The organism is Brachybacterium sp. AOP43-C2-M15 (assembly GCF_052446295.1).
Taxonomy (GTDB): Bacteria; Actinomycetota; Actinomycetes; order Actinomycetales; family Dermabacteraceae; genus Brachybacterium.
Genome location: NZ_JBQSWB010000001.1, coordinates 358,854 through 383,764 on the forward strand (window position 1 = coordinate 358,854; position 24,911 = coordinate 383,764).

At 71.3% G+C, this 24,911-nt stretch carries 20 protein-coding genes and 1 tRNA gene; 4 read left to right on the forward strand and 17 right to left on the reverse strand.

Going from position 1 to position 24,911, the window contains the following annotated elements; all coding sequences use genetic code 11:
* Positions 1 to 3 precede the first annotated feature (3 nt).
* Both ACT3SP_RS01655 and ACT3SP_RS01660 read right to left on the reverse strand, forming a co-directional pair.
* Positions 4 to 930 (reverse strand): carbohydrate ABC transporter permease, encoded by a 927-nt coding sequence (locus ACT3SP_RS01655; protein WP_444585493.1) that lies wholly within the window; start codon positions 928 to 930, stop codon positions 4 to 6.
* Entirely contained in the window at positions 927 to 2,264 is a 1,338-nt protein-coding gene (locus tag ACT3SP_RS01660) for an ABC transporter substrate-binding protein (RefSeq protein WP_444585494.1), read from the reverse strand. The genes ACT3SP_RS01655 and ACT3SP_RS01660 overlap by 4 nt, the downstream gene beginning before the upstream one ends.
* A gap of 121 nt (positions 2,265 to 2,385) precedes the next feature.
* Between ACT3SP_RS01660 and ACT3SP_RS01665 the strand changes: the two genes are divergently transcribed.
* From ACT3SP_RS01665 to ACT3SP_RS01675, 3 genes are all read left to right on the forward strand, one after another.
* Positions 2,386 to 4,437: a beta-galactosidase gene (locus ACT3SP_RS01665; protein WP_444585495.1), complete on the forward strand. Its 2,052-nt coding sequence runs from the start codon at positions 2,386 to 2,388 to the stop codon at positions 4,435 to 4,437.
* Between the two features lie 32 nt (positions 4,438 to 4,469).
* Positions 4,470 to 6,092: a glycoside hydrolase family 53 protein gene (locus ACT3SP_RS01670; RefSeq protein ID WP_444585496.1), complete on the forward strand. Its 1,623-nt coding sequence runs from the start codon at positions 4,470 to 4,472 to the stop codon at positions 6,090 to 6,092.
* A gap of 85 nt (positions 6,093 to 6,177) precedes the next feature.
* Positions 6,178 to 7,554 carry an NAD-dependent succinate-semialdehyde dehydrogenase gene (locus ACT3SP_RS01675; RefSeq protein ID WP_444585497.1) on the forward strand — a complete coding sequence of 459 codons (1,377 nt, stop codon included), beginning with the start codon at positions 6,178 to 6,180 and terminating at the stop codon, positions 7,552 to 7,554.
* A 54-nt stretch (positions 7,555 to 7,608) separates the two neighbouring features.
* Here the strand turns inward: ACT3SP_RS01675 and ACT3SP_RS01680 are convergent, their stop codons facing one another.
* The 13 genes from ACT3SP_RS01680 to ACT3SP_RS01740 all read right to left on the reverse strand — a co-directional run bounded on the left by ACT3SP_RS01680 (position 7,609) and on the right by ACT3SP_RS01740 (position 18,262).
* Complete coding sequence (locus tag ACT3SP_RS01680; RefSeq protein WP_444585498.1) at positions 7,609 to 8,457, reverse strand: lysophospholipase; 849 nt, start codon at positions 8,455 to 8,457, stop codon at positions 7,609 to 7,611.
* Positions 8,458 to 8,746: 289 nt separating this feature from the next.
* Positions 8,747 to 8,830, reverse strand: a tRNA-Leu gene (locus ACT3SP_RS01685).
* A gap of 134 nt (positions 8,831 to 8,964) precedes the next feature.
* Positions 8,965 to 10,395: an amino acid permease gene (locus ACT3SP_RS01690; protein ID WP_444585499.1), complete on the reverse strand. Its 1,431-nt coding sequence runs from the start codon at positions 10,393 to 10,395 to the stop codon at positions 8,965 to 8,967.
* A gap of 39 nt (positions 10,396 to 10,434) precedes the next feature.
* Positions 10,435 to 10,674, reverse strand: a complete 240-nt coding sequence (locus tag ACT3SP_RS01695) for a hypothetical protein (protein ID WP_444585500.1) — start codon at positions 10,672 to 10,674, stop codon at positions 10,435 to 10,437.
* A gap of 102 nt (positions 10,675 to 10,776) precedes the next feature.
* Positions 10,777 to 11,058: a hypothetical protein gene (locus tag ACT3SP_RS01700; RefSeq protein WP_444585501.1), complete on the reverse strand. Its 282-nt coding sequence runs from the start codon at positions 11,056 to 11,058 to the stop codon at positions 10,777 to 10,779.
* Positions 11,059 to 11,250: 192 nt separating this feature from the next.
* Positions 11,251 to 11,721 (reverse strand): 50S ribosomal protein L9, encoded by a 471-nt coding sequence (gene rplI, locus ACT3SP_RS01705; protein ID WP_444585502.1) that lies wholly within the window; start codon positions 11,719 to 11,721, stop codon positions 11,251 to 11,253.
* A 17-nt stretch (positions 11,722 to 11,738) separates the two neighbouring features.
* Entirely contained in the window at positions 11,739 to 11,975 is a 237-nt protein-coding gene (gene rpsR, locus ACT3SP_RS01710) for a 30S ribosomal protein S18 (RefSeq protein WP_087486151.1), read from the reverse strand.
* 84 nt (positions 11,976 to 12,059) lie between these two features.
* Entirely contained in the window at positions 12,060 to 12,578 is a 519-nt protein-coding gene (locus ACT3SP_RS01715) for a single-stranded DNA-binding protein (RefSeq protein ID WP_444585503.1), read from the reverse strand.
* 56 nt (positions 12,579 to 12,634) lie between these two features.
* Positions 12,635 to 12,925 (reverse strand): 30S ribosomal protein S6, encoded by a 291-nt coding sequence (gene rpsF, locus ACT3SP_RS01720; protein WP_444585504.1) that lies wholly within the window; start codon positions 12,923 to 12,925, stop codon positions 12,635 to 12,637.
* A gap of 186 nt (positions 12,926 to 13,111) precedes the next feature.
* The gene (nikE, locus tag ACT3SP_RS01725; RefSeq protein WP_444585505.1) at positions 13,112 to 14,776 is read right to left on the reverse strand and encodes a nickel ABC transporter ATP-binding protein NikE; all 1,665 of its coding nucleotides are present in this window, start codon (positions 14,774 to 14,776) and stop codon (positions 13,112 to 13,114) included.
* On the reverse strand, positions 14,773 to 15,666 hold the full coding sequence (locus ACT3SP_RS01730; protein ID WP_444585506.1) for an ABC transporter permease: 894 nt from the start codon (positions 15,664 to 15,666) through the stop codon (positions 14,773 to 14,775). The genes nikE and ACT3SP_RS01730 overlap by 4 nt, the downstream gene beginning before the upstream one ends.
* A complete protein-coding gene (locus ACT3SP_RS01735; protein WP_444585507.1) occupies positions 15,663 to 16,631 on the reverse strand; it encodes an ABC transporter permease in 969 nt (322 codons plus the stop codon). The genes ACT3SP_RS01730 and ACT3SP_RS01735 overlap by 4 nt, the downstream gene beginning before the upstream one ends.
* A complete protein-coding gene (locus tag ACT3SP_RS01740; protein ID WP_444585508.1) occupies positions 16,628 to 18,262 on the reverse strand; it encodes an ABC transporter substrate-binding protein in 1,635 nt (544 codons plus the stop codon). Before ACT3SP_RS01740 ends, ACT3SP_RS01735 begins: the two co-directional genes overlap by 4 nt.
* Positions 18,263 to 18,386: 124 nt before the next feature.
* Here ACT3SP_RS01740 and ACT3SP_RS01745 point away from each other — a divergent pair, with 124 nt between their 5' ends.
* Positions 18,387 to 20,393: a S9 family peptidase gene (locus ACT3SP_RS01745; RefSeq protein WP_444585509.1), complete on the forward strand. Its 2,007-nt coding sequence runs from the start codon at positions 18,387 to 18,389 to the stop codon at positions 20,391 to 20,393.
* 251 nt (positions 20,394 to 20,644) lie between these two features.
* On the opposite strand, the gene ACT3SP_RS01750 is transcribed toward ACT3SP_RS01745, so the two are convergent.
* The gene (locus ACT3SP_RS01750) at positions 20,645 to 23,245 is read right to left on the reverse strand and encodes a transglycosylase domain-containing protein (RefSeq protein WP_444585510.1); all 2,601 of its coding nucleotides are present in this window, start codon (positions 23,243 to 23,245) and stop codon (positions 20,645 to 20,647) included.
* A 197-nt stretch (positions 23,246 to 23,442) separates the two neighbouring features.
* Positions 23,443 to 24,858, reverse strand: a complete 1,416-nt coding sequence (locus ACT3SP_RS01755; RefSeq protein WP_444585558.1) for a CCA tRNA nucleotidyltransferase — start codon at positions 24,856 to 24,858, stop codon at positions 23,443 to 23,445.
* Positions 24,859 to 24,911: the final 53 nt, after the last annotated feature.

A 24,911-nucleotide genomic window follows, 5' to 3' on the forward strand; every position in this document is an offset into this window, starting at 1 on the left:
TGCTCACCGCTCTTCCTGGGAGAAGGCCTGCCCGCGCACGAGCCGCAGGAAGCCGAAGGAGATCACGAAGGTCGCGAGCGCCACCAGCACCGACCCCGCCGAGGCGGTGTAGATGTCGTTCTCGGTGAAGGCGTCACGGTAGATCCGCATCAGCGGGGACCAGGTGGTCGAGATGGAGTTGGCCAGTGGTCGTAGGAGCATCGGCTCGGCGAACACCTGGAGGGTCGCGATGATCGAGAACACCGCGGTCATGATGAGGGAGGGCAGGATCATCGGCACCTTGACGCGGGTCGCGATCTGCCGCTCGGAGGCACCGTCCAGGGTCGCCGCCTCATAGAGCTCGCTCGGAACGGCCTTGAGCGAGGTGTACAGCACCACCATGTTGAATCCCGTGCCGCCCCAGATCCCGATGTTCGCGATCGCCAGCAGCACGAGGGACGGCGAGAGCACATCCGGCAGGGTCCCGCCGAGCGCCGAGGCGATGTGGTGGAACGGGCTCGTGCCGGGCAGGTAGAGAAAGCCCCACAGCACCGAGGAGATCACCGACGGCACCGCGTACGGGAGGAAGATCGCGATCCTGGAGAAGCGGCGAACGCGGGCGCGCCGCGAGTCCAACATCAGTGCGAAGAGCAGCGCGAGACCCAGCATGACGGGGACGAGCACCGCGCCGTACAGGAGGACGCGCACGGCGCTCGCCAGGAACTCCGGGTCGGCCAGCACATCGGTGTAGTTGTCCAGCCCCGCCCAGATCTCCCTGCGTCCGCCCTCGCCGAGACCGAGACCGACGACGACCTCGCGCCGGAAGCTGATGTAGATGGCGTAGAGGATCGGGATCGCCAGGAAGAGCAGGAAGCAGACTGCGGCGGGAGCGATGAAGGCGTAGGCGGACCGATTCGTCCGCCGTCGGAGAGAGGAGGCCGTGGTGCTCATGCGAGGGTGTACCCCTGGTTCTCGAGGTCCGCGACCGTGCGCTCCTGGAGCGTGGTGACGGCTTCGGTGAAGGCCTCTGCGGAGCGGGCCTGGGTGGCGAGGGCGAAGGCGTCGTTGAACACCGAGTAGGTGACGTTCACGTTCGGACCGAAGGTGAAGGGCTGAACCGTCTCGGCGTTGGCGGTGGACTCCGCGTAGAACTCGGGCTGGTTCTCGAAGAACGCCGGGGGGTCCGAGAGGGCTTCCGCGGAGCTGTGCTGATCGGCGGGGAAGACATAGCTCTTGGTCACCAGTGCCTCCACGCCCTCCGCGGAGGTGTTCATCCATTCGGCGAAGCGCACTGCCGCCTCTTTGTGCTCGGTCTGCGTGGTCACCGCCGTGGTGGACCCGCCCCAGTTCCCCGTCGCGGCGGTCGAGCGATCCCACTGCGGGATCGGTGCCATGCGCCAGGAGCCCGCGGTGGAGCCCGCGTTCCCCTCGAGCACGCCGGGCGCCCACACCGCAGAGACCCACCCGACCTGGGTCCCGTTGTTGAGCGCGGCGTTCCACTGCGGGGTGTACATGGGCTCGTTCGAGATCACGCCCTCCTCCACGAGCGCGCCCCAGAAGCCGGCGACGCGCTGGGTCGGCTCCTCGTCGATCGCGACCGTCCACCTCTCGCCCTCGATCTGCCACCAGGAAGCACCTGCCTGCTGGGCGAGGCCCGCGAACAACCCGGGATCAGCGCTCGAGAAGGTGCCCAGGTGCATCGCGGGATCGGCCTCGTGGATCGCGCGTGCGGCCTCGGCATAGTCGTCCCAGGTGATGGGCACGTCCAGGCCCAGATCCGCGAAGACGTCCTCGCGGTAGTAGAACTGGAGCGGGCCGGTGTCCTGGGGTATCGCGTAGATCGAATCGCCCTGGAGGTTGACGCTGGACCAGATGCCCTCCGCGAAGTGCTCGCGGGTGCCGGCCTCGAGCACATCGGAGACATCAGCAATCGCATCGGCGGAGACCAGAGCGGTGATCGCCTGGTACTCGGCCTGCACGAGGTCCGGGGCACCGTTGCGGGCACGAACGGCCGTCAGCAGCTTGGTCACGGCGGCGTCACCCGCATCCTGTCTGCTCACCACGACCTGCACATCGGGGTTCCGCTCGTTCCAGAGGGCCACGACGTCCTCGATGCCGGGAGCCCAAGCCCAGAAGGTCAGCTCCAGAGGAGCATCCGCGGACCGGGAGCTGCAGCCGCCCATCGCACTCAGACCGAGGGCCGATCCCGCGACGGCGGCCCCGGCGGCGAGGAAGCGCCGGCGAGAGGCTCCGCGGGCGGGACTGGGCGGGCTCGGGTCCGACATGAACGCCTCCTTGCGTAGACATCCCGCTCGAGGATCGAGCGAGCTGCGCTGATCGTAGAACTGTGATCGATCCCAGTCAATAGCCTCGGCTTTTCGTCTCCGTGTGGCACCATATGGCGTCATGACCCGTGATCGATCCCTGCCTGAGCCGCCCTCCGCCTCCCCGTCCGCTCCGTCCCCGGCCGTGCCCGGCTCGAACGGCATCGCCTACGGAGGTGACTACAACCCCGAACAGTGGCCCCCGGAGGTGTGGCGGGAGGACGTGCGCCTGATGCGAAAGGCCGGAGTGAACCTGGTCAGCGTCGGCATCTGGTCGTGGTCGAAGCTCGAGCCGCGTCCGGGGGAGTTCGAGACCGACTGGCTCGACGAGCTGCTCGACCTGCTCCACTCCTCGGGGATCAGGGTCGACCTCGCGACGCCGACGGCCGCACCGCCCGCGTGGTTCTTCCGTGCCCATCCCGAGGCGCGGGTCGTCGGTCGCGATCTGGTGCCGCAAGGACCCGGCTCGCGCGGGATGGCCTGCCCGAGCTCCCCGGCGTACCGGGAGGCATGCGCCCGCATCACCACCGTGCTCGGCGAGCGCTACGGGTCCCACCCCGCCGTGGCGATGTGGCACGTGCACAACGAGTACGGGGCGCCCGTGGGGGAGAGCTTCTCGGAATCCGCTCACGAGCACTTCCGCCTCTGGGTGAAGGACCGCTACGGGGCGCTGGACTCCGTGAATCGCGCCTGGGGCACCGCCTTCTGGGGGCAGACGTTGGGGACCTGGGCCGATGTGCTGCCGCCCCTGCCCACACCCACGGTCGCGAACCCCTCGCGAGAACTCGACTGGCGCAGGTTCTCGAACCAGGCGATCCTCGAGTGCTTCCAGGCCGAGCGGGACATCCTGCACTCGCTCTCCCCCGGCATCCCGGTGACCACGAACTTCATGGCGCACACCTGCCCCAACATGGACCTGTGGCGGTGGGCCCGCGAGGTGGACGTGGTCTCCAACGACCACTATCTCGTCGCCGAGGACCCGCGGAACTTCGTCGAGCTCGCACTCGACGCAGACCTGACCCGGTCCCTGTCCGGCGGCAGGCCGTGGATCCTCATGGAGCACTCGACCTCCGGGGTGAACTGGCAGGGTCGCAACGTCGCCAAACGTCCCGGGGAGATGGCGCGCAACTCGCTCTCGCACCTCGCACGCGGAGCAGACGGGATCATGTTCTTCCAGTGGAGAGCCTCGCGGAAGGGCGCCGAGAAGTTCCACTCGGCGATGCTCCCGCACGCCGGTACGGGATCGCGCGTCTTCCGCGAGGTCCGCGAGCTCGGCGCCGAGCTCGCCGGACTCGCGGAGGTCCAGGGGTCGACGGCGAGCGCCGAGGTCGCGATCCTGTTCGACTGGGAGTCGCACTGGGCTCAGGACCTGCCGTGGCGCCCCGCCGCGGACCTCGGCCACCGGGAGCAGATCCGCTCCTGGTACGAGCGCCTGTGGCGCGATCACCTCGCCGTGGACTTCATGCATCCCGAGGCCGATCTGTCGGCATACCGGCTGGTCCTCGCTCCCGCCTCCTACCTTCTCACCGATGCCGCCGCCGGGAACCTCGAGCAGTACGTCGACGACGGGGGGAACCTGGTCGTCGGCCCGTTCTCCGGGATCGTCGACGAGTGCGACGGAGTCCGCGAGGGAGGCTTGAACGCGGCCCTGGCGGGAGTTCTCGGCGTCGAGGTCCAGGAGTTCTGCCCTCTCCGCGTCGGCGAGCCTTCCCTGCTCGAGCTGCCCGGAGGGGCGTTCCACGAGGCCCAGGTCTGGACGGAGGACCTGCAGCCCACGACCGCCGAGATCCTCTCGCGCTATGTCGACGGCCCCGTCGGAGGCTCACCGGCGATCACCCGTGCGGACCACGGAGCCGGCCAGGCCTGGTACGTCTCCGCCGATCTGTCCATCGACGCACTGAGCAGCGTGTTCACGCAGGCATACGCGGCTGCCGGGATCGTCGTGCCGAACCTTCCCGAGGACGTCGAGCTGCTGACGCGCACGTCCCCCGACGGGGACCGTTTTCTGTTCGCCATCAACCACACCGCCCAGGACCATGAGCTCGCGCTCCCCGATGGGCGGCACCTCACGGTCCCCGCAGGCGGCACCGCCACGGCCACCGTGCCGACGACCATCTCCGCAGGAGCGCTCTGACCCCGACCTCCACCACGAAAGGGCGTACGACGATGTCCACCCAGCACACCCCCCGCTCTCCGCTCCCCGCTCTCTCGCGGCGCCGACTGCCGAGCCTGATGATGGCCGGATCGGCCGCCGTCGCGAGCACGACGAGCACCGTCGCCCATGCGGATCCCGGGTCCCGCCGGTACCAGATCCGCAATCCTCGCTTCGAGGACGGCCTGCACGGCTGGGACGTCACCGGCCCGGCCGGCGCCGCGGAGGTCGACGCCGAGGCTCCGCTCCTGCGATGCCGCTCCTCCGGCGGAGCCAGGGTCGTCGTCTCGCAGGATGTCCAGGTGCGCCGACCGGGATGGCGAACCCTGCGGGCGAGGGTCAGGACCGACGGTGCCGTGCCCGCCTCCTCGATCGCGCTCGTCGCGCGAGGTGTCGACCAGCAGGTGGTGCTCCCCGTGACCGGGGAGCACGGCGGACCGGTCGAGATCGCCGTCAGCGCCCGGCTGCCGGCCGGCGAGCTCCGGATCGAGCTGCGCACCGAGAGCGCGGAGAGCGCTTGGGCCGAGTTCACCGAGCTGCGCCTGGAGGCCGGTCCGACGCACCGGGAGGTGCGCGGCGTCGACCTCTCCGGCGTGCCGAAGAACGAGGCATGCGGTGCGGAGTACTTCACGGCCGACGGCACTGCGCCGGTGGATCCGGTGCAGGTGTTCGCGGACCACGGGGCGACCACGGGCCGCCTGCGCGTGTGGGTCGATCCGGCGGACGGTTACTGCACCCCCGAGCGCACGGTCGGAATGGCCCGACGTATCGCGGCGGCCGGCATGGACGTGCTGATCGACTTCCACTACTCGGACACCTGGACCGACCCGGGTGCCCAGGGAGTTCCCGCTGCGTGGCGGGAGGACGCACCGCACGGGCTGCGCGCGGCGATCGCAGACCACACCCGCGCCACGCTCGCCGCGCTGCGGGACGCCGGGGTCGACGTGGCCGCGGTGCAGGTGGGCAACGAGATCAACCCGGGAATGCTGTGGCCCTGGGGTCAGACCTGGGACGTCGATCCGGACGATGGGGTCGACGGTGCGCAGTACGACGCACTGGCCGGCTTCCTCACCGCCGGCAGTGAGGCCGTGACCGAGATCTTCCCGGAGGCCGAGGTGATCCTGCACCTGACGAACATCCATGACGGCGTCGAAGGGCTCAGCTCATGGTTCGACGAGATCACGGCACGAGAGGTGCCCTTCGACGTGATCGGGCTGTCCTACTACTCCTACTGGCACGGAACGTTCCAGGACCTGCAGCGAGCGATCGCCGTCCTCGCAGATCGCTTCGAACGCGATGTGGTGGTGGTCGAGACGGCCTACGCGCACACCCTCGAGGACGATCCCCGCTCCCCCTTCGAGAACATCGTCGCAGAGCCCTCGCAGCTGACTCGTGGCTACCCGGCGACCCCTGAGGGCCAGGCGGCCAACTTCCGTGCCGTGCAGGATGTCGCCGTCTCCGCACCCACCGCCGGCGCCCGCTGCCGCGGCGCGATCTACTGGGAGCCGGCCTGGACCGCGGTGGACGGGGCCGGATGGGACCCCGAGGACCCCTCCTCCGGGAACGCGTGGGAGAACCAATCGATGTTCGATCACGAGGGGCGCCTTCTTCCCGCCCCGTTCTCCGCGCTGAGCTGACGATCCACGAGGAGGGAAGACTGCCACGGACCGATCGGTCGTCCACCCCCTGTACAGCACTCGGCTCCCGGGGGACCGTGGGGGGATGGCTTCCTTCAGCACCACCAATCCGACCACCGGACACACCGATCAGGAGTTCCCCGCGCTGGACGACGCGGGCGTGGAGCAGGTGCTCGGCCGATCGGCCGGCGCCTTCCCCACCTGGAGCGCGGCCGCTCCCGGCGAGCGCGCGGCGATCCTGGCACGGGTCGCCGACGCCTACGACGCGCGCAGCGAGGAGCTCGGGCGGCTGATCGCGACGGAGATGGGCAAGCCCCTCGCGCAGGCGATCGGGGAGGCCGAGCTGGCCGCCTCGATCTACCGCTGGTACGCCGAGCACGGCCCCGAGCTTCTGCAGCCCGAGACGCTGGACCCGCAGGGCGCCGAGGAGTCGCTCGTGCAGACCGCGCCCCTCGGCCCCCTCGTCGGGATCATGCCCTGGAACTACCCCTACTACCAGGTGGCGCGGTTCGTCGCGCCGAACCTCATGGCCGGCAACACCATCATCCTCAAGCACGCGGAGATCTGCGCCGGCTCGGCCCAGCGGATGGAGGAGATCCTCCACGAGGCCGGAGTGCCGGCGGACGCGTACGTCAACGTCTTCGCCTCCCATGAGCAGATCGCCGACATGATCGCCGATCCGCGGGTGCGGGGCGTCTCCCTGACCGGGAGCGAGCGGGCCGGCGCCGCGGTCGCGGAGAACGCCGCCCGGCACCTGAAGAAGTCGGTGCTCGAGCTCGGCGGCTCCGACCCGCTGATCGTGCTCGAGGACGCCGACATCGCGCAGGTCGCCCGCACCGCCGCGACGGCGAGGCTCTCCAACGCCGGCCAGGCCTGCAACTCGCCCAAGCGGATGATCGTGCCGAACGACCGGCTGGACGAGTTCGTCGCGACCGTCGTCGAGGTCTTCGAGGGCGCGCAGGTCGGCGACCCGCTGGACGAGGGGACCGACGTCGGCCCGCTCTCCTCCGTCAGCGCCCGCGACACCGTCGCCGAGCAGGTCGAGCGCGCCGTCGAGCAGGGTGCCACGCTGCACGTCGGCGGCAGGGCCCTCGAGGGCGAGGGCGCCTTCCTGCAGCCCGCCGTGCTCACCGGGGTCACCGGGGACATGGACGCCTACTCCGAGGAGATCTTCGGGCCCGTGGCCGTGATCCACGGCGTCGACTCGGTCCAGGACGCCGTGGAGCTCGCCGACGACGTCCCCTTCGGGCTCAGCGGGTCCGTCTGGGGCACAAACCTCGAGCGCGCGCAGGAGGTCGCCGACCGCCTGGACGTGGGCATGGCCTACGTCAACGAGCACGGCACGACGCTTCCGGGCCTGCCCTTCGGCGGGGTGAAGCGCTCGGGCTTCGGCCGCGAGCTGGGCCGCTGGGGGATGGGCGAGTTCGTCAACGTCCGGCTGCGCCGCACCGCGAGGGAGTGAGAGCCGCTGCGGCCGACGGGGCGGGGCTCCGCCCGGCCCGTCGGAACCGCACGCTCAGTCCCGCACGCTGAGCACGCCCTCCACGAAGCCGATGACGTCCTCGAGCACCTCGTCGCGGTGGGTCTCGTTGAAGATCTCGTGCTGGGCGCCGGGGTAGGTCCTGGTGAAGGTCCGCGGGCCGCGCAGCTCGAGCAGACCTTCCCAGCTGGCCGGGAGCGGGACCAGGCGATCGTCCTCCCCGTGCAGGTACAGCAGCGGATGCTCGCCGATGCTCCCGTGGGCGGAGATCGTTCGCAGGGTCTCCTGCATCGCCTCGAGGGTGGGGCGGGCGAAGTCGCCGTGCCACACGAGCGGGTCCGCGGCAATGGCCTCCCCCACCGCGGGGTCGCGCGAGAGGGTTCCGGGGTCGATGGGCGTGGAGGGGATCTCCTCGAGCTCGAGCAGCTCGTCGACCGTGGCCCAGGAGCCCAGCACCGGGCCCGAGAGGACCGTCGCGAGCAGACGGTCCGCATGCAGCTGCGTGTACCGGGCGGCGATCATGCCGCCCATGGAGTGGCCGATGAGGACGACCGGCAGGCCGGGCTGCTGCGCGGCGGCGTGCTGGACCACGAGGTCGAGGTCCTCCACCACCGGCCCGTAGTCGCCGATCAGGACGCGCTCGCCGTCGCTGCGCCCGTGCCCGAGATGATCAGCGGCGAACACGGCGGCGCCGGCCTCGTTCAGCCGGGCTGCGACCCACTCATAGCGGCCCACGTGCTCGCCGTAGCCGTGCGCGATGACCGCGACCCAGCGCGGGTCGGCGACGGGCCAGGCGCGGCCGACCAGGGCGCCGCCGTGGCCGGTGAGGGTGAAGTCCGTGGACTGGTCCGCGGCGGGGTCCGTGGAGCGGGCGTCGTTGCTCATGGCTCCATCATCGCTCAGGGGACTGCCGTGGCTCAGGGGACGGCCGTGACTCATGGGACTGCCGTGACTCATGGGTCCGCCGTGCCCGGCCCGCACCGTGCTCCCCGGGTACGTGCCCCACGTCTCCTGACGCGTCGGTATCCGGCGCCCTGAGCGACACGTCAGGCGACAAGGCCCTGCCCGGGCCCAGCCTCAGCCCCGGGCCCGGGGGCGCCGTCCTGCAGCACCGCCAGGGCCCAGAACGCGAAGAACCCCGGCTCACCTGGGTGAACCGGGGCAATTCCTGCGGTGCGCAAGGGGGGACTTGAACCCCCACGCCGTTTCCGGCACACGGACCTGAACCGTGCGCGTCTACCAATTCCGCCACTTGCGCGTATCTCCGGCACCGGGTCTCGAGGCGCCGAGGCCGAAGGTTCCCCTAGGTTACCCCTGCGCCACCTCCAGCCCAAACCGATCAGGGGCACAGTAACGAACACCACGTCGGCCGCGCTGTCAGGACAGGCGTGCTCAGCGCATGCTCTCCGCCTCCGCGAAGGCGTCGTCGATCTCGGCGGGATCGATCCGACGGCGCGCGACGGTGAAGTACAGGACGGTCGCCACCAGCACGGCCGGGATCCCCACCATCGCGGCGATCTGCATGCTCTCGCGCACGAGCACGGTGGCGAACACGGCGAGCAGACCCACGATGCCGATCCCCGCCGAGACGACGCCGCCGGGCATGCGGAAGGTCGCTCCCTCGACACCGGCGCGGCGGAAGGCGATGTAGCTGACCAGGATCAGCAGCCACACCGTGATCACCGCGAAGACCACGAGGCTCATCATGTAGCCGAACACCCCGCCCACACCGCTGAAGGCCAGCACGGCGGCACCGATGATGCCCGCGGAGCTGGCCGCGATGCCGACCACGGGGACGCCGCGGGCGGTGGTGCGGGCGGCGAGGCGCGGGGCGAGACGGTCGGAGGCGAGGGAGTGCAGGATGCGGCTGCCGGCATAGAGGTTCGCGTTCGCGGCCGACAGCGCCGCGATCAGCACGATCAGGTTGGTCAGCGAGGCGGCTCCGGGCACGCCGATCCGGTCGAACACCATCACGAAGGGCGAGGTGGAGACGTCCTCCCCGGTGGACGACGCCTCCCTCCACGGGACGAGGGCGAGCACGATGCCGATGCAGAGCACATAGAAGAAGGCCAGACGCACGATCGTGGTCCGGGCCGCGGTGCGGATCGAGCGGGCGGGATCCTTCGCCTCGGCGGCCGTGATCGAGAGCAGCTCGATCCCCCCGAAGGAGAACATCACCACGGACAGGGCGATCCACACACCGGACCAGCCCATCGGCAGGAACCCGCCGTCGGCGGTGAGCAGGGACAGGCCGGGCGCCTCCTGCTGGGGCAGGCCGAAGAACACCAGGAACGCACCGACCAGGATGAAGACCAGCACGGCGATCACCTTGATCGAGGAGAGCGCGAACTCGATGACGCCGAAGGAGCCCACGCTCGCCAGGTTGATCCCCACGATCATCGCGGCGAACAGCAGGATGCCGGCCCAGACCGGGACGGCGGGGAACCAGTACGCCAGGTAGGTGGCGCAGGCGACCAGCTCGGTGCCCGTCACCGCGACGGTGACGATCCAGTACAGCCAGCGAGAGAGGTAGCCCCAGTAGGGCGAGAGGTACCGCGCGGCGAGGGTGCCGAACCCGCCCCGCACGGGATGGCGGGAGGCCATCTCGCCCATGGACAGGGCGATGGTCGCGGCGATCAGCGAACCGATCGCGAAGGAGACGATCGCCGCCGGGCCGGCGTAGCCGATCGCTTCGCCGGAGCCGAGGAACAGGCCCGTCCCCAGGGCCGAGCCCATGGCGATCATCGCCATCTGGCCGTGGCCGAGGGAGCGGGCGAGATGCCCGTCGGAGCGGGCTGGAGCGTCGGTCGCAGAAGTGGTCACCGCACGAGGGTAGTCAGATGCGGCGGCGAACCGGCGCGGTCAGTCGCGGAGCGTGTCGAGTTCCTCGCGCACGGAGCGGTCCAGGCCCACCACCAGGAGGACGCCGGCGAGCAGCAGCACGGCCACCCCGCCGGCGCCCGCGCCGGGGGTGAGGGTCAGGGCGAAGCCGGCCGAGCCGAGCACCACGGCCACGAGGATCAGAGCGATCACGGCGTCGGGGCCGCGGCTGCGGGTCGGGGGACGGACGGGAGGGCGGGTGGTCTTCTCGAAGGTCGTCATGGCACGACCCTGCCCGACCGTCGTCCGCGGCACATCCGGCGGGCGGAGGAGATCGCCCCGCTGTTGGTCGCAGGCGCGACCGACGATCGTCGGCCCTCTTGGTCAGAGGCTGTCGCGGTACCTGTCGATCGCGTCCTTGGCGTCCTTGAGGCCGGCGCCGGTGTGCTCGCGGTACACCTTGATGGCCTCGATGTGCTTCCCCTCGGCGACGAGGCGCCGGGACTGCTCCGGGATCGGATCCCCAGCCCGGCCGCGCAGCTCGTCGAGCTCGGCCTCGCTCAGGCCCGCGCGGTCGGCGAGCGCCGCGACGAGGCCCTCGAGCCTGCGCACATGCGCCTGGAGAGTCTCGATCTGCTTCTGCTGCTGCGCTGCGCGTCCGAACATGCGCCACATCCTCGCACGGTCGACGAGACCCCCGCACCGATGGATCGGTGCGGGGGTCTCGCGGAGGAGGATCGAGCGTCGATCAGGCAGTGCCGGAGCGCCTGATCTCCTACCGCTCGTACCTCGCAGTACGTCGATCAGGCAGTGCTCGACTTCCTGATCTCCTACCGCTCGTACCTCGCAGTACGTCGATCAGGCCTTGGCAGACCCCTTCGCGGCGACGACCTGGACGACCAGGTTCGCGAAGATGTCCTCGTGCAGGCGCACGGTGGCCCTGTGCTCGCCGAGGGCCCGGATGGGGGCGGCGAACTCGACGGTGCGACGGTCGATGTCCTTGTCGAACACGGCCTTGACGCCCTCGGCGACCTCCTTGGAGGAGACCGCGCCGAAGAGGCGGCCGTTCTGGCCGGCGCGCTCGGCGATGACGACGGGCTTGGACTCGAGGCTGGACTTCAGCGCCTGCGCGTCCTCGATGCTGGCGATCGCACGCTTGCCGCGGGCCGCACGGATCTGGTCGAGCTGACGCTGACCGCCCTTGGTCCACGGGGTCGCGAGACCGCGCGGAAGGAGGAAGTTGCGGGCGTAGCCGTCCTTGACATCGACGATGTCGCCGGCGGCGCCGAGGCCCGTGACCTCGTTGGTGAGGATGAGCTTGGTGGTCATGTCTGTGCCTTCCTCGCTCAGCGACCGGAGGTCGAGTACGGCAGGAGGGCGATCTCGCGGGCGTTCTTCACGGCCTTCGCGATCTTGCGCTGCTCCTGGACGGACACGCCGGTGACTCGGCGGGCGCGGATCTTCCCGCGGTCGGAGACGAACTTGCGCAGCAGCGCAGCGTCCTTGTAGTCGACGGTCTCGACTCCCGCGGCCTTCAGCGGGTTCTGCTTCTTCTTCGGGGGACGAAGTGAGGGCTTGGCCATCGTGGTGCTCCTTCTTTCTGAGGGGAGCCCGGGCATGCACCCGGGATGGAATGGATCAATGCAATGCAGCGATCGCGTCAGCGATCAGAAGGGCGGGTCGTCGTACCCGCCCTGGTTGCCGCCGCCGGCCCACGGGTCGGCGTCAGGCGCGCCCTGGGGCGCGTTGTTGTAGCCGCCCTGGCCGCCACCCTGCGGGGCGCCGCCGCCGAATCCGCCGCGGCCTCCGCCGCCTCCGCCGCGCTGCACCTTGGTGGGCTTGGCGGTGGCGTACTTGAGCGAGGGGCCGATCTCGTCGACGTCCAGCTCGATGCTGGTGCGGTTGTTGCCCTCACGGTCGGTGAAGGAGCGCTGCTTGAGACGGCCCTGCGCGACGACGCGGGTGCCCTTCTCCAGCGACTCGGCCACGTTCTCCGCGGCGTCGCGCCAGATGGAGCAGCGCAGGAACAGCGCCTCGCCGTCCTTCCACTCGTTCGACTGGCGGTCGAAGGTGCGGGGGGTCGACGCGATGGTGAACGACGCGACCGCGATGCCGGACTGCGTGAAACGCAGCTCGGGGTCGGCGGTCAGGTTGCCGATCACCGTGATGACGGTGTCATTCGCCATGGGTGCTCCTCTGCTCCGGGGTGGGGTGGGGTGGTGCGTGGGTCAGCGACAGCAGGTCACTCGTCGTCGAGACGCATGACCTTCGTGCGCATGACGGACTCGTTCAGCCCGAGCTGACGGTCCAGCTCCTGGGAGGTCGAGGACTTCGCCGTGTAGGTGAGGACGATGTAGATGCCCTCGGTCTTCTTGTCGATCTCGTAGGCGAACTTCCGCTTGCCCCAGACGTCGACGTTGTCGATGGTGCCGCCCTCGGTCGGGATGACCTGGACGAGCTTCTCGAAGGTTCCGGTGACGGTCCGTTCATCGACGGACGGGTCGAGGATCACGACCATTTCGTACTTGCGCATGTTCTGGTACCCACCTCCTGTGGTCTCTGCGGCCACGGTCTCTCCGTGGCAGGAGGGTTCATGCCGTCCGCTCGGGCATCGGCGATGCACGTCACGGACCGGCACAGCCTACCCGGCGGAGGGATCTGCGGCCAGGGCGCGCCCCGACGTGCGCGGGGGATCACAGCGGGAGGCCGACGCTCCCGCTCACCGGGCCACGGCCCCGGGGATCGCGGCGATCAGCTCCCGGGTGTACTCGTGGGCGGGGGCGTCGAAGACCGCAGCCGTGCGGCCCTGCTCGACGACCTCGCCCTCGCGCATGACGAGCACGTCGCGACACAGCTCGCGCAGCACCCCCAGATCGTGGGTGATGAAGACGAGGGCCAGTTCGTGCTCCCGCTGCAGACGCGAGAGCAGCGACAGGATCTGCGCCTGCACGGTCACGTCCAGTGCGGAGACCGCCTCGTCGCACACCAGCACCTGCGGGGAGACGGCGAGCGCCCGGGCGATCGCGACCCTCTGCAGCTGACCACCGGAGAGCTCGTCGGGTCGGCGCGCGCTGAGCGAGGCGTCGAGGCCGACGTCGGCGAACAGGGTTCCCAGCAGCTCGCGTCGCGCGGCCCGGGACCGCGGGGCGAGCGCCCGCACCGGCTCGAGCACGGACCAGCCGACGGAGTGGGCGGGGTCGAAGGAGGAGTGCGGATTCTGGAAGACGGGCTGGACCAGCCGACGGATCCTCCGGTCGCCCCTCGAGACCGGGCGCCCGCCGATCCGCACGTCACCGCCGTCGGGCGGGGTCAGGCCCAGCATCACCCGGGCGAGGGTGGTCTTGCCCGACCCGGACTCCCCGGCGATGCCGATGCTGTCCCCGGGGCGGACCGTGAGGTCCAGGGGGAGCAGCGCCCGGACCGGGTCCCGACGGTGCCCGTAGGTCTTCTCGACCCCGCGCACCTCGATCACCGGGGCCCCTCCGACCTCCGGCTGCGGCGGATCGATCGCGGCCAGGGTGCGGGAGCGGCCCGGGATCGCCTCGACCAGCGCTCGAGTGTAGGGGTGCTCGGGCGCGACCAGCAGAGCGCGGCTGGGGCCCTGGTCGACGATCCGTCCCCGCCGCAGCGCGACGGTGGTGTCCGTGCGGTCCGCGGCGACCGCGAGGTCATGGGTGATCAGCAGCAGTGCCGTGCCGTGGGAGGCGGTCAGCTGCTGGATGCGGTCGAGGATCTGCCGCTGGACCGTCACGTCGAGCGCGCTCGTGGGCTCGTCGGCGATGATCAGGCGGGGTTCGGAGACGATCGCGGTGGCGATCAGCACCCGCTGGCGCTGGCCGCCAGAGAGCTCGTGGGGCCAGCGCGAGGAGAGCCGTTCGGCGTCACCGAGACCGGCCTCGCGCAGGGCTTGCAGGGCCCGCTCGCGATGGGCGGCGGGATCCCCGAGGCGATGATGGCGCAGCGGCTCGGTGACCTGGTCGATCACCCGCCGCAGCGGGTCCAGGGAACCGCCGGGGTCCTGGGGGATGTAGGCGATGTCGCGGCCGCGCAGGCGCCGTGCCCGGGCGGCGGGCAGCGTCAGCAGGTCCGAGTCCGCAGATGCCCCGACGTCCCCGTCGTCGACCAGGAGCACCCGGCCGGAGACCTCGGCGCGCGCGCCGAGCAGGCCCAGCGCGGCGCGGGCGATGCTGGACTTGCCCGAGCCGGACTCGCCCACCAGCGCCAGGGACTCGCCGGCGCGGAGGGCGAAGGAGACCCCGTCGACCGCCGTGGTCGTGGTGCCGCGGCGCCGGTAGGTGATGCGCAGGTCCTCCACGGTCAGGAGGTCCTTGCCGGCCGGGCGGTCCTCGCCGTGCGGCGGCGCGCTGCTCCCCACGATGCTCATCGCACCTCCCTGGTCCCGATCCCGCGGCTGAGCCGGTTGACGCTGAGCACCGTCAGCCCCGCCACGACCGAGGGGAACAGCGTCCACCACCAGGCGCCCGCGATGTACATCCGTCCCTCGTTGATCTGGGAGCCCCACTCGGGCTCCGGGGGCACCGCGCCGAAGCCCAGGAAGCTCAACGAGGCGACGGCCAGGATCGCGCCGCCCAGATCGATGCCGGCGACCACGCCGATCGCCCCGGAGGCGTTGGGGACCACGTGGGTGATGATGCCGGTCAGGCGCCGGGTGCCGCTCGTCGTGGCCGCGTCCATGTAGGGCAGGGTCACGATCCGCAGCGTCTCGGCCCGGGCGATGCGCACCATCCCGGGGATCCCGGCGATGCCCACCGCGATCGCGACCTTGTCGACCCCGAAGCCGAGCACGGAGATGATCGCGAGGGAGAGCAGCAGTCCGGGGATGGAGACGAGCACCTCGACCGCCCGGGAGATGATCGCGTCGACGATCCCGCCGGCGTATCCCGCGATCATGCCCAGGAGCCCGCCCACGACCAGCGAGATCATCACCGCGACCACCCCGGCCAGCAGGGACAGGCGGGCGCCGTGGACCACGCGGCTGTAGACGTCGCGCCCGTTGAGGTCCGTGCCGAACCAGAACTCCCCGCCCGGCGGGGAGAGCGAGGCGCCGACGACCTCGAGCGGGTGATGCGTCGCGAACACGCCCGGGGCGACCACCCAGCCCAGCAGGAGCGCCAGGAACAGTGCCGAGAGCGACACCCCCGGGGCGCGGACCGCTGCCGACAGCGCACGGGGGCCGCCGGCCGGCCGGCGGCGGGAGCGAGGGTCGACGGGCTCCTGGCGGTGGGGGGACCGGGTGCGGGCCTGGGCGGTCATCGGGCGCTCCGTCCGCTCGCCGCCGGGGAGATCACGCGCGGGTCGATCAGGGGGTAGGTCAGGTCCACGATCAGCGTGACCAGCACGTACAGCCCGCCGGTGAGCACGATCAGCGCCTGGATCAGCGGGAAGTCCCGGGCGCCGACCGCCTCGACGTAGAGCTGGCCGACCCCGGGTCGCCCGAAGATGATCTCGATGATCGCGGCGCCCGAGACCACGCCGCCCACCAGCATGCCGACGATCGTGTACACCGGCAGGCTCGCATTGCGCAGCACATGGGTGAGCACCACCTTCGCCGGTCCCAGCCCGCGCGCGTGCGCCACCTCCACGTAGCCCTCGGTGGAGACCTCGCGGATGCTGCGGGCGAAGACCTGGCTGAGGGTGCCGGCCCCCAGCAGGGCGATGGTGATCGCGGGCAGCAGCACCGAGCGGAGGTCCCCGGCGCCGAAGGCCGGGAACCATCCCAGGCGGAAGGAGAACACCTGCAGCAGCAGGATCGCCATCACGAACGAGGGGACGGCGATGCCGATCACCGAGATCCCCTGGAAGGCGGAGCGCAGCCATCTGGTGGGCAGCAGCACCGAGCCCAGGGCGAAGGCGATGCCCAGCACGGTCATGATCACGAGGCTGGTCACGCCGAGCTCGACGGTCGCCCCGAGGTTGTCGCCGATCACGGCGGAGACCTCCTGGCGCTGCTGGGAGTAGGCCGTGCCCCAGTCCAGGGTCAGCACCCGCCACAGGTAGCTCACGTACTGGAGCACCACGGGCTGGTCCAGCCCCATCTCCGCACGGATGGCGGCGATCTGCGCGTCGTCGGCCGCTCCGGCGTCCCCTCCCTCGCCGCCCATGACCATCAGGCGGGCGGGATCGCCGGGGGTGAGCTGCACGATGACGAACGAGAGCGTGATCGCGCCCCACAGCACCACCGCCGCCTGGCCCAGGCGACGGAGGACGTACCGGATCACGCCGGGGCCGTGTCCGCGAAGACCGGCTTGTTCTCGGCGTCCAGGCGGATCCCCGCCAGCTGCTGGGAGGCGGCCGTCAGGGAGACGGCGTCGATCAGCGGGAAGGAGTACCCGCCCTCGAGCAGCAGGCGCTGGGCGTTCTCGGAGGCGGCGGCGCGCTCGTCGGGGTCGGTGGTGGACTGCAGGGCCAGCAGCGCCTCGTCGATCTCCGGCAGGGCGTTGCCGAAGAAGAAGGACTGGTTCTCGTAGAAGGAGCTGTAGACCACGCGCAGCACATCGGGGTCGGCGCGACCCTGGGTCCAGGTCGACAGATCGTAGGGGGCGTCGTAGAGGCCGTACTCGCTGGACTCGGCCTCGGTGACGGGCTTGAGCACGAACTCGATGCCGACGGCGGCCCACTGGGTCTGCAGGAGCTGGAACAGCTGCTCGTACAGGGTGTTCCCGCCGACGTACTGGATGGTGAGGGTGAGGCGCTCGCCGTCCTCGTCCACGCGGATCCCGTCCTCGCCCTCGGTCCAGCCGGCGTCCTTGAGGATCGACCGGGCCAGATCGGGGTCGTGCTCGAGGAACTCCGAGAGGTCCGCGGAGCCCGGGGTCGCCGCCGTCAGCAGCCCGGTGGCGGGCTCGACCTGGCCCTGGTAGATCCGCTCGGCGATCTCGGCGCGGTCGGTGGCGGGGTTGATGGCCCGACGCACCGCCTCGTCGGCGAAGATCTCCCTGTACACGAAGGGGATCAGGGGGAAGGAGATGCCTCGCGTGGGCACGTTCGAGAGGTGCAGCCGGTCGGTGTCGATCGAGGCGATGGTCGAGACGTCCAGGGAGAACGCGTAGTCGATCTGCCCGGAGGAGACGGCGCCGGCCAGGGTGGTGGGGTCGGGGATGAAGGAGATCTCGACCCTCTCGTAGGCGGCGGCACCCTGGTTGTCGTAGGCCTGCGAGCCCCAGTCGTAGTCGTCGCGGCGGACGAGGGTGATGCTCTCGCCGGGCACGTACTCCTCGAAGGTGTAGGCCCCGGAGCCGACGACCGCGGGGCCTCCCCGCGCGACCTCCTCGGGGTCCAGGGCGAGGGTGGAGTCGGCGAGGATGCTCAGCGACTGGGTGGTGGCCGCCTGCAGGAACTGGGCGTTGGGGCCGTCGAAGGAGACCACGGCCGTGAGCTCGTCGGTGACCTCGGTGCCGGTGTACCCGCGCAGGTGGCTCGCGCCGATGTAGGCGAGGGGGCCGATGTCGATGATGCGGTCGAAGTTGCTCCGGATCGACTCCGCGGTCAGTGCGGTGCCGTCGGAGAAGGTCACGCCCTCGCGCAGGTGGAACGTGAACTGCGAGCTGTCCTCGTCGGTCTCCCACTCCTCGGCGAGCCAGCCCACGATCTCCCCGGTCTCGGGATGCTGGTCGACGAGGGTGTCGGCGATCTGCCGGGCCACGGCGCGGGTGACGGTCTGGGGCGGCTGGTGCGGGTCCCAGTTCTCGCTGTCCGCGGGGAAGCCGACCTTCAGCACGGCGGTGTCCGCGTCCCCGTCGCCCGCCGCCGATCCGCCGCCTCCGCAGGCGGCGAGCACGGGCAGGGTCAGGGCGGACAGCGCGGCGGCGGTGCCGAACGAGCGTCGGGTCAGGGGCGGGGCGGAGACCATGAGGCACCTCAGGAGAGAAGCTGGACGGGAGCAGGCGAACCCTTAGTATCCATTATGCCCGTCCATAGTCCAGCTGTGTGAACCGTGGGGAGGCGGCCCCCGCCCGCCTTGATAGCGTGCGCTCGTGGACCCCCTCGACATCCAGCTGCTGACCTCGCTCTCCCGTCCCGCGCCCGCCCCCGACGGATCCTTCGCGGTCCTGGCCGCCTCCCGGCCCGATCTGCGCGCGGACCGCGCCGTCGGGCAGCTGTGGAGGATCGAGCTGGACGCCCCCGGCACCCCGCCGCGCCGCCTCACCCGCGGCATCGCCGACACCGCCCCGCGGCTCTCCCCCGACGGCACGACGATCGCGTTCCTGCGGCCGGACGAGCGGGGACGCCGCCAGCTGCACCTGCTCGACGCCCGCGGCGGAGAGCCGCTGCGGCTCACCGATCAGCTGCTCGGCGTCGCGTCCTTCGCCTGGACACCGGACGGCACGCAGCTGGTGCTCACCTCGCGGGTGCCGGAGCCCGGGCGGTACGGGAGCGTCGAAGGGCTGGAACCCGCCGCGGAGTCGCCGCGGCGGATCACCGGCCCCCGCTGGCACGCCAACGGGACCGGATACGTGCTCGACCGGCCCACCCAGGTGCACGTCGTCGAGGCGACGCCGGTGGACGGCGAGCCGCTGTACCCGGCCGCCCCGCACCCCACCGAGGACGTCGAGCCCACCCCTGTGGTCCCCGCCCCGACCCGGCGACTCACCGTCGCCCTCGCCGAGCACGGCCCCCTCGCGCCCACCGCCGACGGCGCCGCCGTCCTCGTGGTGCGCGAGGCGTACGAGTCGGAGCGCCGTGACCTGCGCACGGAGCTGGTCTCGGTGCCGCTGGACGGCGGGGAGGAGACGGTGCTGCTGACCCGGGAGGACGGGCTGCGGATCCGCGACCTGGCCGTCCTCGGGGACGGCACCCTCGTGCTGCTGGCCTCCCGGCCCGGTGACGGCCGGGACTCCGTCGCCCCCGACGTGGCGGTGTGGCTGCTCGAGGCCGAGGGCCCGCGGCGCCTGACGGACCCCGAGCAGCTCGAGATCACCGGACCCCTGGTCGCGGACGGCGAGTCCGTGCTCGTGACCGCGCCGCGGCGGGGCCGTGTGCACCTGCTGCGCATCGGCGTCGACGGCGCGGTCTCCACGGCGCTGGACGGGGAGGTCGAGGTGCAGCAGGTCGCGGTCGCCGGCGGCGGCGCGCACGCCGGCGGCACCGCCCTCGCCACCGTCGGCACCCCGGACTCGGCCGGTGCGCTGCTGGAGGTGCGCGCCGGCGAGGCGCCGCGCGTCCTGTGGGACCCGCACGAGGAGCTGCGCTCGTGCGGGCTGGTCGCGCCGCGGGAGCTCGAGGTCGTCGGCCGCTCGGGACATCCGGTGCACGGCTGGGTCGCCGCACCCGCGGGCGACGGGCCCTTCCCGACGCTGCTGATGATCCACGGCGGTCCCCATGCCGCCTTCGGCATCTCGGTGTTCGACGAGGTGCAGACCCTGGTCGCGGCCGGATACGCGGTCGTGCACGGCAACCCGCGCGGCTCGGCCGGCTACGGGCGGGCCCATGGCCGGGCGGTGCGCCGGGCCTTCGGCACCGTGGACCACGAGGACGTCATCGACCTGCTCGAGGGAGCGCTCGCGGCAGACCCGCGGCTGGACGGGGAGCGCCTCGGCATCATGGGCGGCTCCTACGGCGGCTACCTCACCGCCTGGATCATCGCCCACGACCACCGCTTCCGCGGCGCGATCGTCGAGCGGGGATTCCTGGACCCGCTGAGCTTCCAGGGCACCAGCGACATCGGCAGCTATTTCGGGGACGAGTACATCGGCAGCTCCGCCGAGGACATCGCCCGCCGGAGCGCCTTCGCCGTCGCGGACCGGGTGCGCACGCCCACGCTGGTCATCCACTCGGAGCAGGACCTCCGCTGCCCGCTCGAGCAGGGCACGCGCTACTACACGGCGCTCCGGCGCGCCGGGGTGGAGACCGAGATGCTGATCTTCCCCGGCGAGGACCACGAGCTGACCCGCTCGGGTCGGCCCCGCCACCGCGTGGAGCGCCTCGACGCGGTGCTGGCCTGGTGGGAGCGGGTCCTCAGCCCCTCCCCATCGCCTTCCTGACGCGGGCGTACCAGCCGCCGGTGGCGCGGCCGCCGCCGACGCCACCGCCGGCCATGACCCCTGCGGTGCGTCCCTTCAGCCGGGTCCCGCAGCGCTGGCACAGCCGGCGCCCGGTCACCGAGGTGTACGCCGTGCCGCGGATCTTTCCTCCACACTGTTCGCATCGCATGACCCCGATGGTGTCATCCCCGGCGACGCGGCACCACCGTGGGGGTCCCGCCGGAGCTCCGCGGCGATCACGGCCGGAGCCGTCAGTCGTTCTCCTCGCGGCCGGCGCGTCCGCCCTGCGCATCGGGGTCGCCGTCACCGTCGCCCTCGTTGCCGTCGCCCTCGGTGCCATCGCCCTCGTTGCCGTCGTCGCCCTCGTTGCCGTCGTCGCCGTCGGTCGGCTCGTCGCTGGGCTCGTCCGTGGGGTCATCGGAAGGGTCGTCGCTGGGCTCCTCCGACGGCTCCTCGGTGGGCTCCTCCGACGGCTCCTCACTGGGCTCCTCCGACGGCTCCTCACTGGGCTCCTCCGACGGCTCCTCGCTCGGCTCCTCCGAGGGCTCCTCGGTGGGCTCCGGCTCCTGCGTGGGCGGCGGGGCCTGGGTGGGCTGCGGGGACGGGGTGCTGCGCTCGCGGGTCTCGTTCTCGAGCTGCACCTCCTCGGGGAAGTCGAGGTACTCCTCGCCCGCCAGGGACGCGGACATGATGTCGCCCCAGATGGTCGTGGGGTGGCCGCCGCCGGTCATGTTCTCCACACCGCCGAAGGGGGTGAGGACCTCCTCGGACCCGTCCTCGCCGGGCTGGAACATGCCCACCGCGGTGACCAGCTGCGGCGTGAAGCCGACGAACCACGCCGAGCGGAAGCGCTCGGAGGTGCCGGTCTTGCCCGCCACCGGACGGCCCTCCATGACGTTCTGCAGCGAGCGCGCCGAACCCTCGGTGGGCGGTCCCTGCAGGGCGACGGTCGCGTTGATCGCGACCTCCTCGTCCATCGCCTGGGTCTCCTCGACCTCGTGCTCGTAGCGGGAGGACCCGTCGGGCCGGGTCACGGACTCGATGATGAAGGCGTCGCGGTGCACGCCGCCGGCGGCGATGGTCGCGTAGACCTCGCCCATCTCGGTGACGGTCGGGGAGGCGGAGCCCAGCACGTTGGAGGCGTCGGCGGTCAGGCCGGGGGTCTCCTCGGGCAGGCCCAGCGAGATCGCGGTCTCCTGGGTGCGCTCCGGCCCGATCTCGAGATTCAGCTCCGCGAAGGCGGTGTTGATCGAGTTGGTGGTCGCCGTCCCGAGGCTCACGCGCCCGTAGTCGATGTTGTTGAAGTTGTTGACCTCCCAGCCGCCGCGGAAGGTCTTCGGCGAGTTGCCGTCCCAGCGCGAGTCCAGCGGGAAGCCGTCCTCGAGGGCCGCGATCAGGGTGAAGGTCTTGAAGATCGATCCCGCCTGCATCCGGGACTGGGTGGCGTCGTTCTGCGACTGGGAGACGTAGTCCGGACCGCCGTACATGCCGCGGATCGCACCGGTCTCGGGGTCGATCGTCACGGTGCCGACGCGGTTGTTCTCCGGCCGGTCGTCCGGCAGGTTGTCGATGGCCTGGACGGTGTTCTCCTGGATCGAGGGATCGATCGTGGAGACGATCGTGAAGCCGCCGGTGTTGATCTCGTCCTCGGTGAAGCCCTCCGCGATCAGCTCGCTGCGCACCTGCGCGAGCAGGTACCCGTTGGTGCCGCCGAGGGAGTTCTCGGTCGAGGGCTCGACGGTCTCGGGGAACTCGAGATCCTCGGCCTCCTGCTGGGTCAGCTGCTCCTCGCCGACCTGCCGGGTGATCACGCGGTCCCACACCCCGGTGGAGCGCTCGAGATCGTTGACCGGGTCGTAGGTCGAAGGGCTGGGGATCACGGCCACCAGCAGCGCCGCCTCGGCGTCGGTGAGGTCGGCGGCGTCCTTGTCGAAGTAGGCCTGGGAGGCCTCCTGGACGCCGTAGGCGCCGCGCCCGAAGTAGATCGTGTTGAGGTAGCGCGAGAGGATCTCGTCCTTGCTGAGCTCCTGGTCGATCTTCAGGGCCATCACGGCTTCCTTGGCCTTGCCCACGTAGGAGGTCTCGGTGCCGGTGTAGTAGCGCTCCACGTACTGCATGGTGATGGTGGAGCCGCCCTGGCGGGCGCCGCCCTGGAGGTTGTTGACCATGGCGCGCAGCACGCCGCGCGGGGAGACGCCCCGGTTCTCGTAGAAGCTCGCGTCCTCGCTCGCGACCACCGCCTGCTTGACGTTGTCGGGGATCTCGTCCGCCGGCAGCTCGGTGCGGTTGACCTCGCTGAACTGGCCCATCTCGGTCTCGCCGTCGGCGAAGTAGACGCGGGAGGTCTGGGCGAGGGCGAAGTCCGACGGCTCGGGCACCTCGGTGTCGTTGTAGATCCAGGCCGCGAAGCCGAGGCCCGCCAGCACCATCAGCGCCATGGCGCCGACGACCATCCGCAGCGAGGGGATCCAGCGCCAGGGGTTCCGCGCCCCGGCGCGCGGGTAGTTGAGGAAGTTCGTGGCGGCGGCCTTCTTCTTCCTGCCGCGTCCTGCAGCGGCGCCGGCGGCGACGCCGGCGTGCCGGGCGCTGACCGAGGTGCGCCTGCTGGGCTGCTTCGCGGCGCCCGAGGTCGCCGCGCCCGGCGTCCGGGCACCGGACTTCTGGGCGCCGGACTTCTGGGGGCCGGTCGCGCCGGAGCGACCGGTGCGGCTGGTGCCCTTGGGGGCGGGGGCCTTGCCGGAGGACTTCGAGGAGGGCGCGCGCCGCACACCGGCGGCACGACGGGCTCCACCGCTCGTCGATCGACTCGATCGATCCGACGAGCCGCGGGAGGAGCGTCGGGAATCGCTCATGGCTGCTCCTGGTCCTTCGGGGGCACGGACGGGCGCGGGTGCACGGACACCCAGCCCCTCAGTATGGGCACGAGGGGGCCTCCGACGGAACGACCTGGCGGTGAAGCACACAGGGTGTGCACCTCCCGTGCGGTCCCGCTCACACTGCGCGGAGCGCACCGCCGTCGGCGTGCACAGGATCTTCTCATCCGCGCTCGTCAGGACCCGCTGCGCGACTCCCACCAGAGGCGCAGCTCCTGCTCGGCGCGCTCCTCTCCGAGGGGCCCGTGCTCCATCCGCAGCTCGAGCAGATGCTTGTAGGCCTCGCCCACCTCGCGGCCCGGGGCGAGGTCGAGGATCTCCATGATGCGATTGCCGTCGAGGTCGGGGCGGATCCTGCCGATCTCCTCCTGCTCGGCGAGGGCGTCGATGCGGGCCTCGAGGTCGTCGTAGGCGCGAGCGAGGGTGCGGGCCTTGCGCCGGTTACGGGTGGTGACGTCGGCGCGGGTGAGGCGGTGGAGGTGCTGCAGCAGGTCCCCGGCGTCGGTGACGTAGCGGCGCACCGCCGAGTCGGTCCACGGGGAGTCCACGTAGCCGTGGAAGCGCAGGTGCAGCTCGACGAGTCGGGCGACCTTCTTGGTGGTGTCCTTGTCGAAGGTCAGCGCCTTCATCCGCCGCGCCGTCATCTTCGCGCCCACCGTCTCGTGGAAGCGGAAGGTGACCGCGCCGCCCGCCTCGAAACGGCGGGTGGCCGGCTTGCCCACGTCGTGCATGAGCGCCGCGAGGCGCAGCACCAGGTCGGGGCGCGCGCAGGGACCGTCGGACCCGGCGGGGCTCTCGAGGTCGATCGCCTGGTCGAGCACGGTGAGGGTGTGCTGGTAGACGTCCTTGTGGTGATGGTGCTCGTCGATCTCGAGCTGCAGGGCCGGCAGCTCGGGGAGCACGTGCGCGGCCAGACCGAGCTCGGTCATCAGCTCGAGGCCCCCGCGGGGATGGGCGCCGAGCATGAGCTTGACCAGCTCCTCGCGCACCCGCTCGGCGGAGACGATCGTGATGCGCTCGGAGAGCTCCTCGATCGCGTCGGCCGTCGCATCCTCGATGCGGAAGCCGAGCTGGGAGACGAACCGGACCGCGCGCATCATGCGCAGCGGGTCGTCGGTGAAGGACTGCTGGGGGCCGACGGGGGTGCGCAGCACGGTGCGCGCCAGGTCGGCGAGCCCGTCGAAGGGGTCGACGAGGTCGAGCGAGGGCAGCCGCACCGCCATCGCGTTGACGGTGAAGTCCCGCCGGGACAGGTCCCCCTCGAGGGTGTCCCCGTAGGCGACCTGCGGCTTGCGGCTGGTCGGGTCGTAGGACTCCGTGCGATAGGTCGTGATCTCGACCTTCACGCCGTCGCGCACCCCGCCGAGGGTTCCGAACTCGCGACCCATGTCCCAGATCGCCCCGTCGCGCGTCCACTCCCGAAGGATCGTCTCGGTGTCCTCGGGGCGCGCAGTGGTGGTGAAGTCGAGGTCGGCGCTCGACCGGCCGAGCACCGCGTCGCGGACCGGTCCGCCCACCAGGGCCAGCTCGTGGCCGGCGGCCGCGAACATCCGTCCCAGCGCGTGGATCTCCTCGGGCAGCGCCCGGAACATCGAGGCCGCCCGGGTGCGGGCGGTCTCGAGCCGGCCGGCGGTCTCGGCGGTGT

Coding starts and splice junctions, on each gene's coding strand:
- rpsF (WP_444585504.1), bottom strand. CDS start 12,925: ATGCGCAAGTACGAAATGGTCGTGATCCTCGACCCGTCCGTCGATGAA.
- ACT3SP_RS01715 (WP_444585503.1), bottom strand. CDS start 12,578: ATGGCGAATGACACCGTCATCACGGTGATCGGCAACCTGACCGCCGAC.
- ACT3SP_RS01680 (WP_444585498.1), bottom strand. CDS start 8,457: ATGAGCAACGACGCCCGCTCCACGGACCCCGCCGCGGACCAGTCCACG.
- ACT3SP_RS01755 (WP_444585558.1), bottom strand. CDS start 24,858: ATGTTCCGGGCGCTGCCCGAGGAGATCCACGCGCTGGGACGGATGTTC.
- ACT3SP_RS01655 (WP_444585493.1), bottom strand. CDS start 930: ATGAGCACCACGGCCTCCTCTCTCCGACGGCGGACGAATCGGTCCGCC.
- rplI (WP_444585502.1), bottom strand. CDS start 11,721: ATGACCACCAAGCTCATCCTCACCAACGAGGTCACGGGCCTCGGCGCC.
- ACT3SP_RS01665 (WP_444585495.1), top strand. CDS start 2,386: ATGACCCGTGATCGATCCCTGCCTGAGCCGCCCTCCGCCTCCCCGTCC.
- ACT3SP_RS01700 (WP_444585501.1), bottom strand. CDS start 11,058: ATGTTCGGACGCGCAGCGCAGCAGCAGAAGCAGATCGAGACTCTCCAG.
- rpsR (WP_087486151.1), bottom strand. CDS start 11,975: ATGGCCAAGCCCTCACTTCGTCCCCCGAAGAAGAAGCAGAACCCGCTG.
- ACT3SP_RS01730 (WP_444585506.1), bottom strand. CDS start 15,666: ATGACCGCCCAGGCCCGCACCCGGTCCCCCCACCGCCAGGAGCCCGTC.
- ACT3SP_RS01750 (WP_444585510.1), bottom strand. CDS start 23,245: ATGAGCGATTCCCGACGCTCCTCCCGCGGCTCGTCGGATCGATCGAGT.
- nikE (WP_444585505.1), bottom strand. CDS start 14,776: ATGAGCATCGTGGGGAGCAGCGCGCCGCCGCACGGCGAGGACCGCCCG.
- ACT3SP_RS01660 (WP_444585494.1), bottom strand. CDS start 2,264: ATGTCGGACCCGAGCCCGCCCAGTCCCGCCCGCGGAGCCTCTCGCCGG.
- ACT3SP_RS01675 (WP_444585497.1), top strand. CDS start 6,178: ATGGCTTCCTTCAGCACCACCAATCCGACCACCGGACACACCGATCAG.
- ACT3SP_RS01695 (WP_444585500.1), bottom strand. CDS start 10,674: ATGACGACCTTCGAGAAGACCACCCGCCCTCCCGTCCGTCCCCCGACC.
- ACT3SP_RS01740 (WP_444585508.1), bottom strand. CDS start 18,262: ATGGTCTCCGCCCCGCCCCTGACCCGACGCTCGTTCGGCACCGCCGCC.
- ACT3SP_RS01670 (WP_444585496.1), top strand. CDS start 4,470: ATGTCCACCCAGCACACCCCCCGCTCTCCGCTCCCCGCTCTCTCGCGG.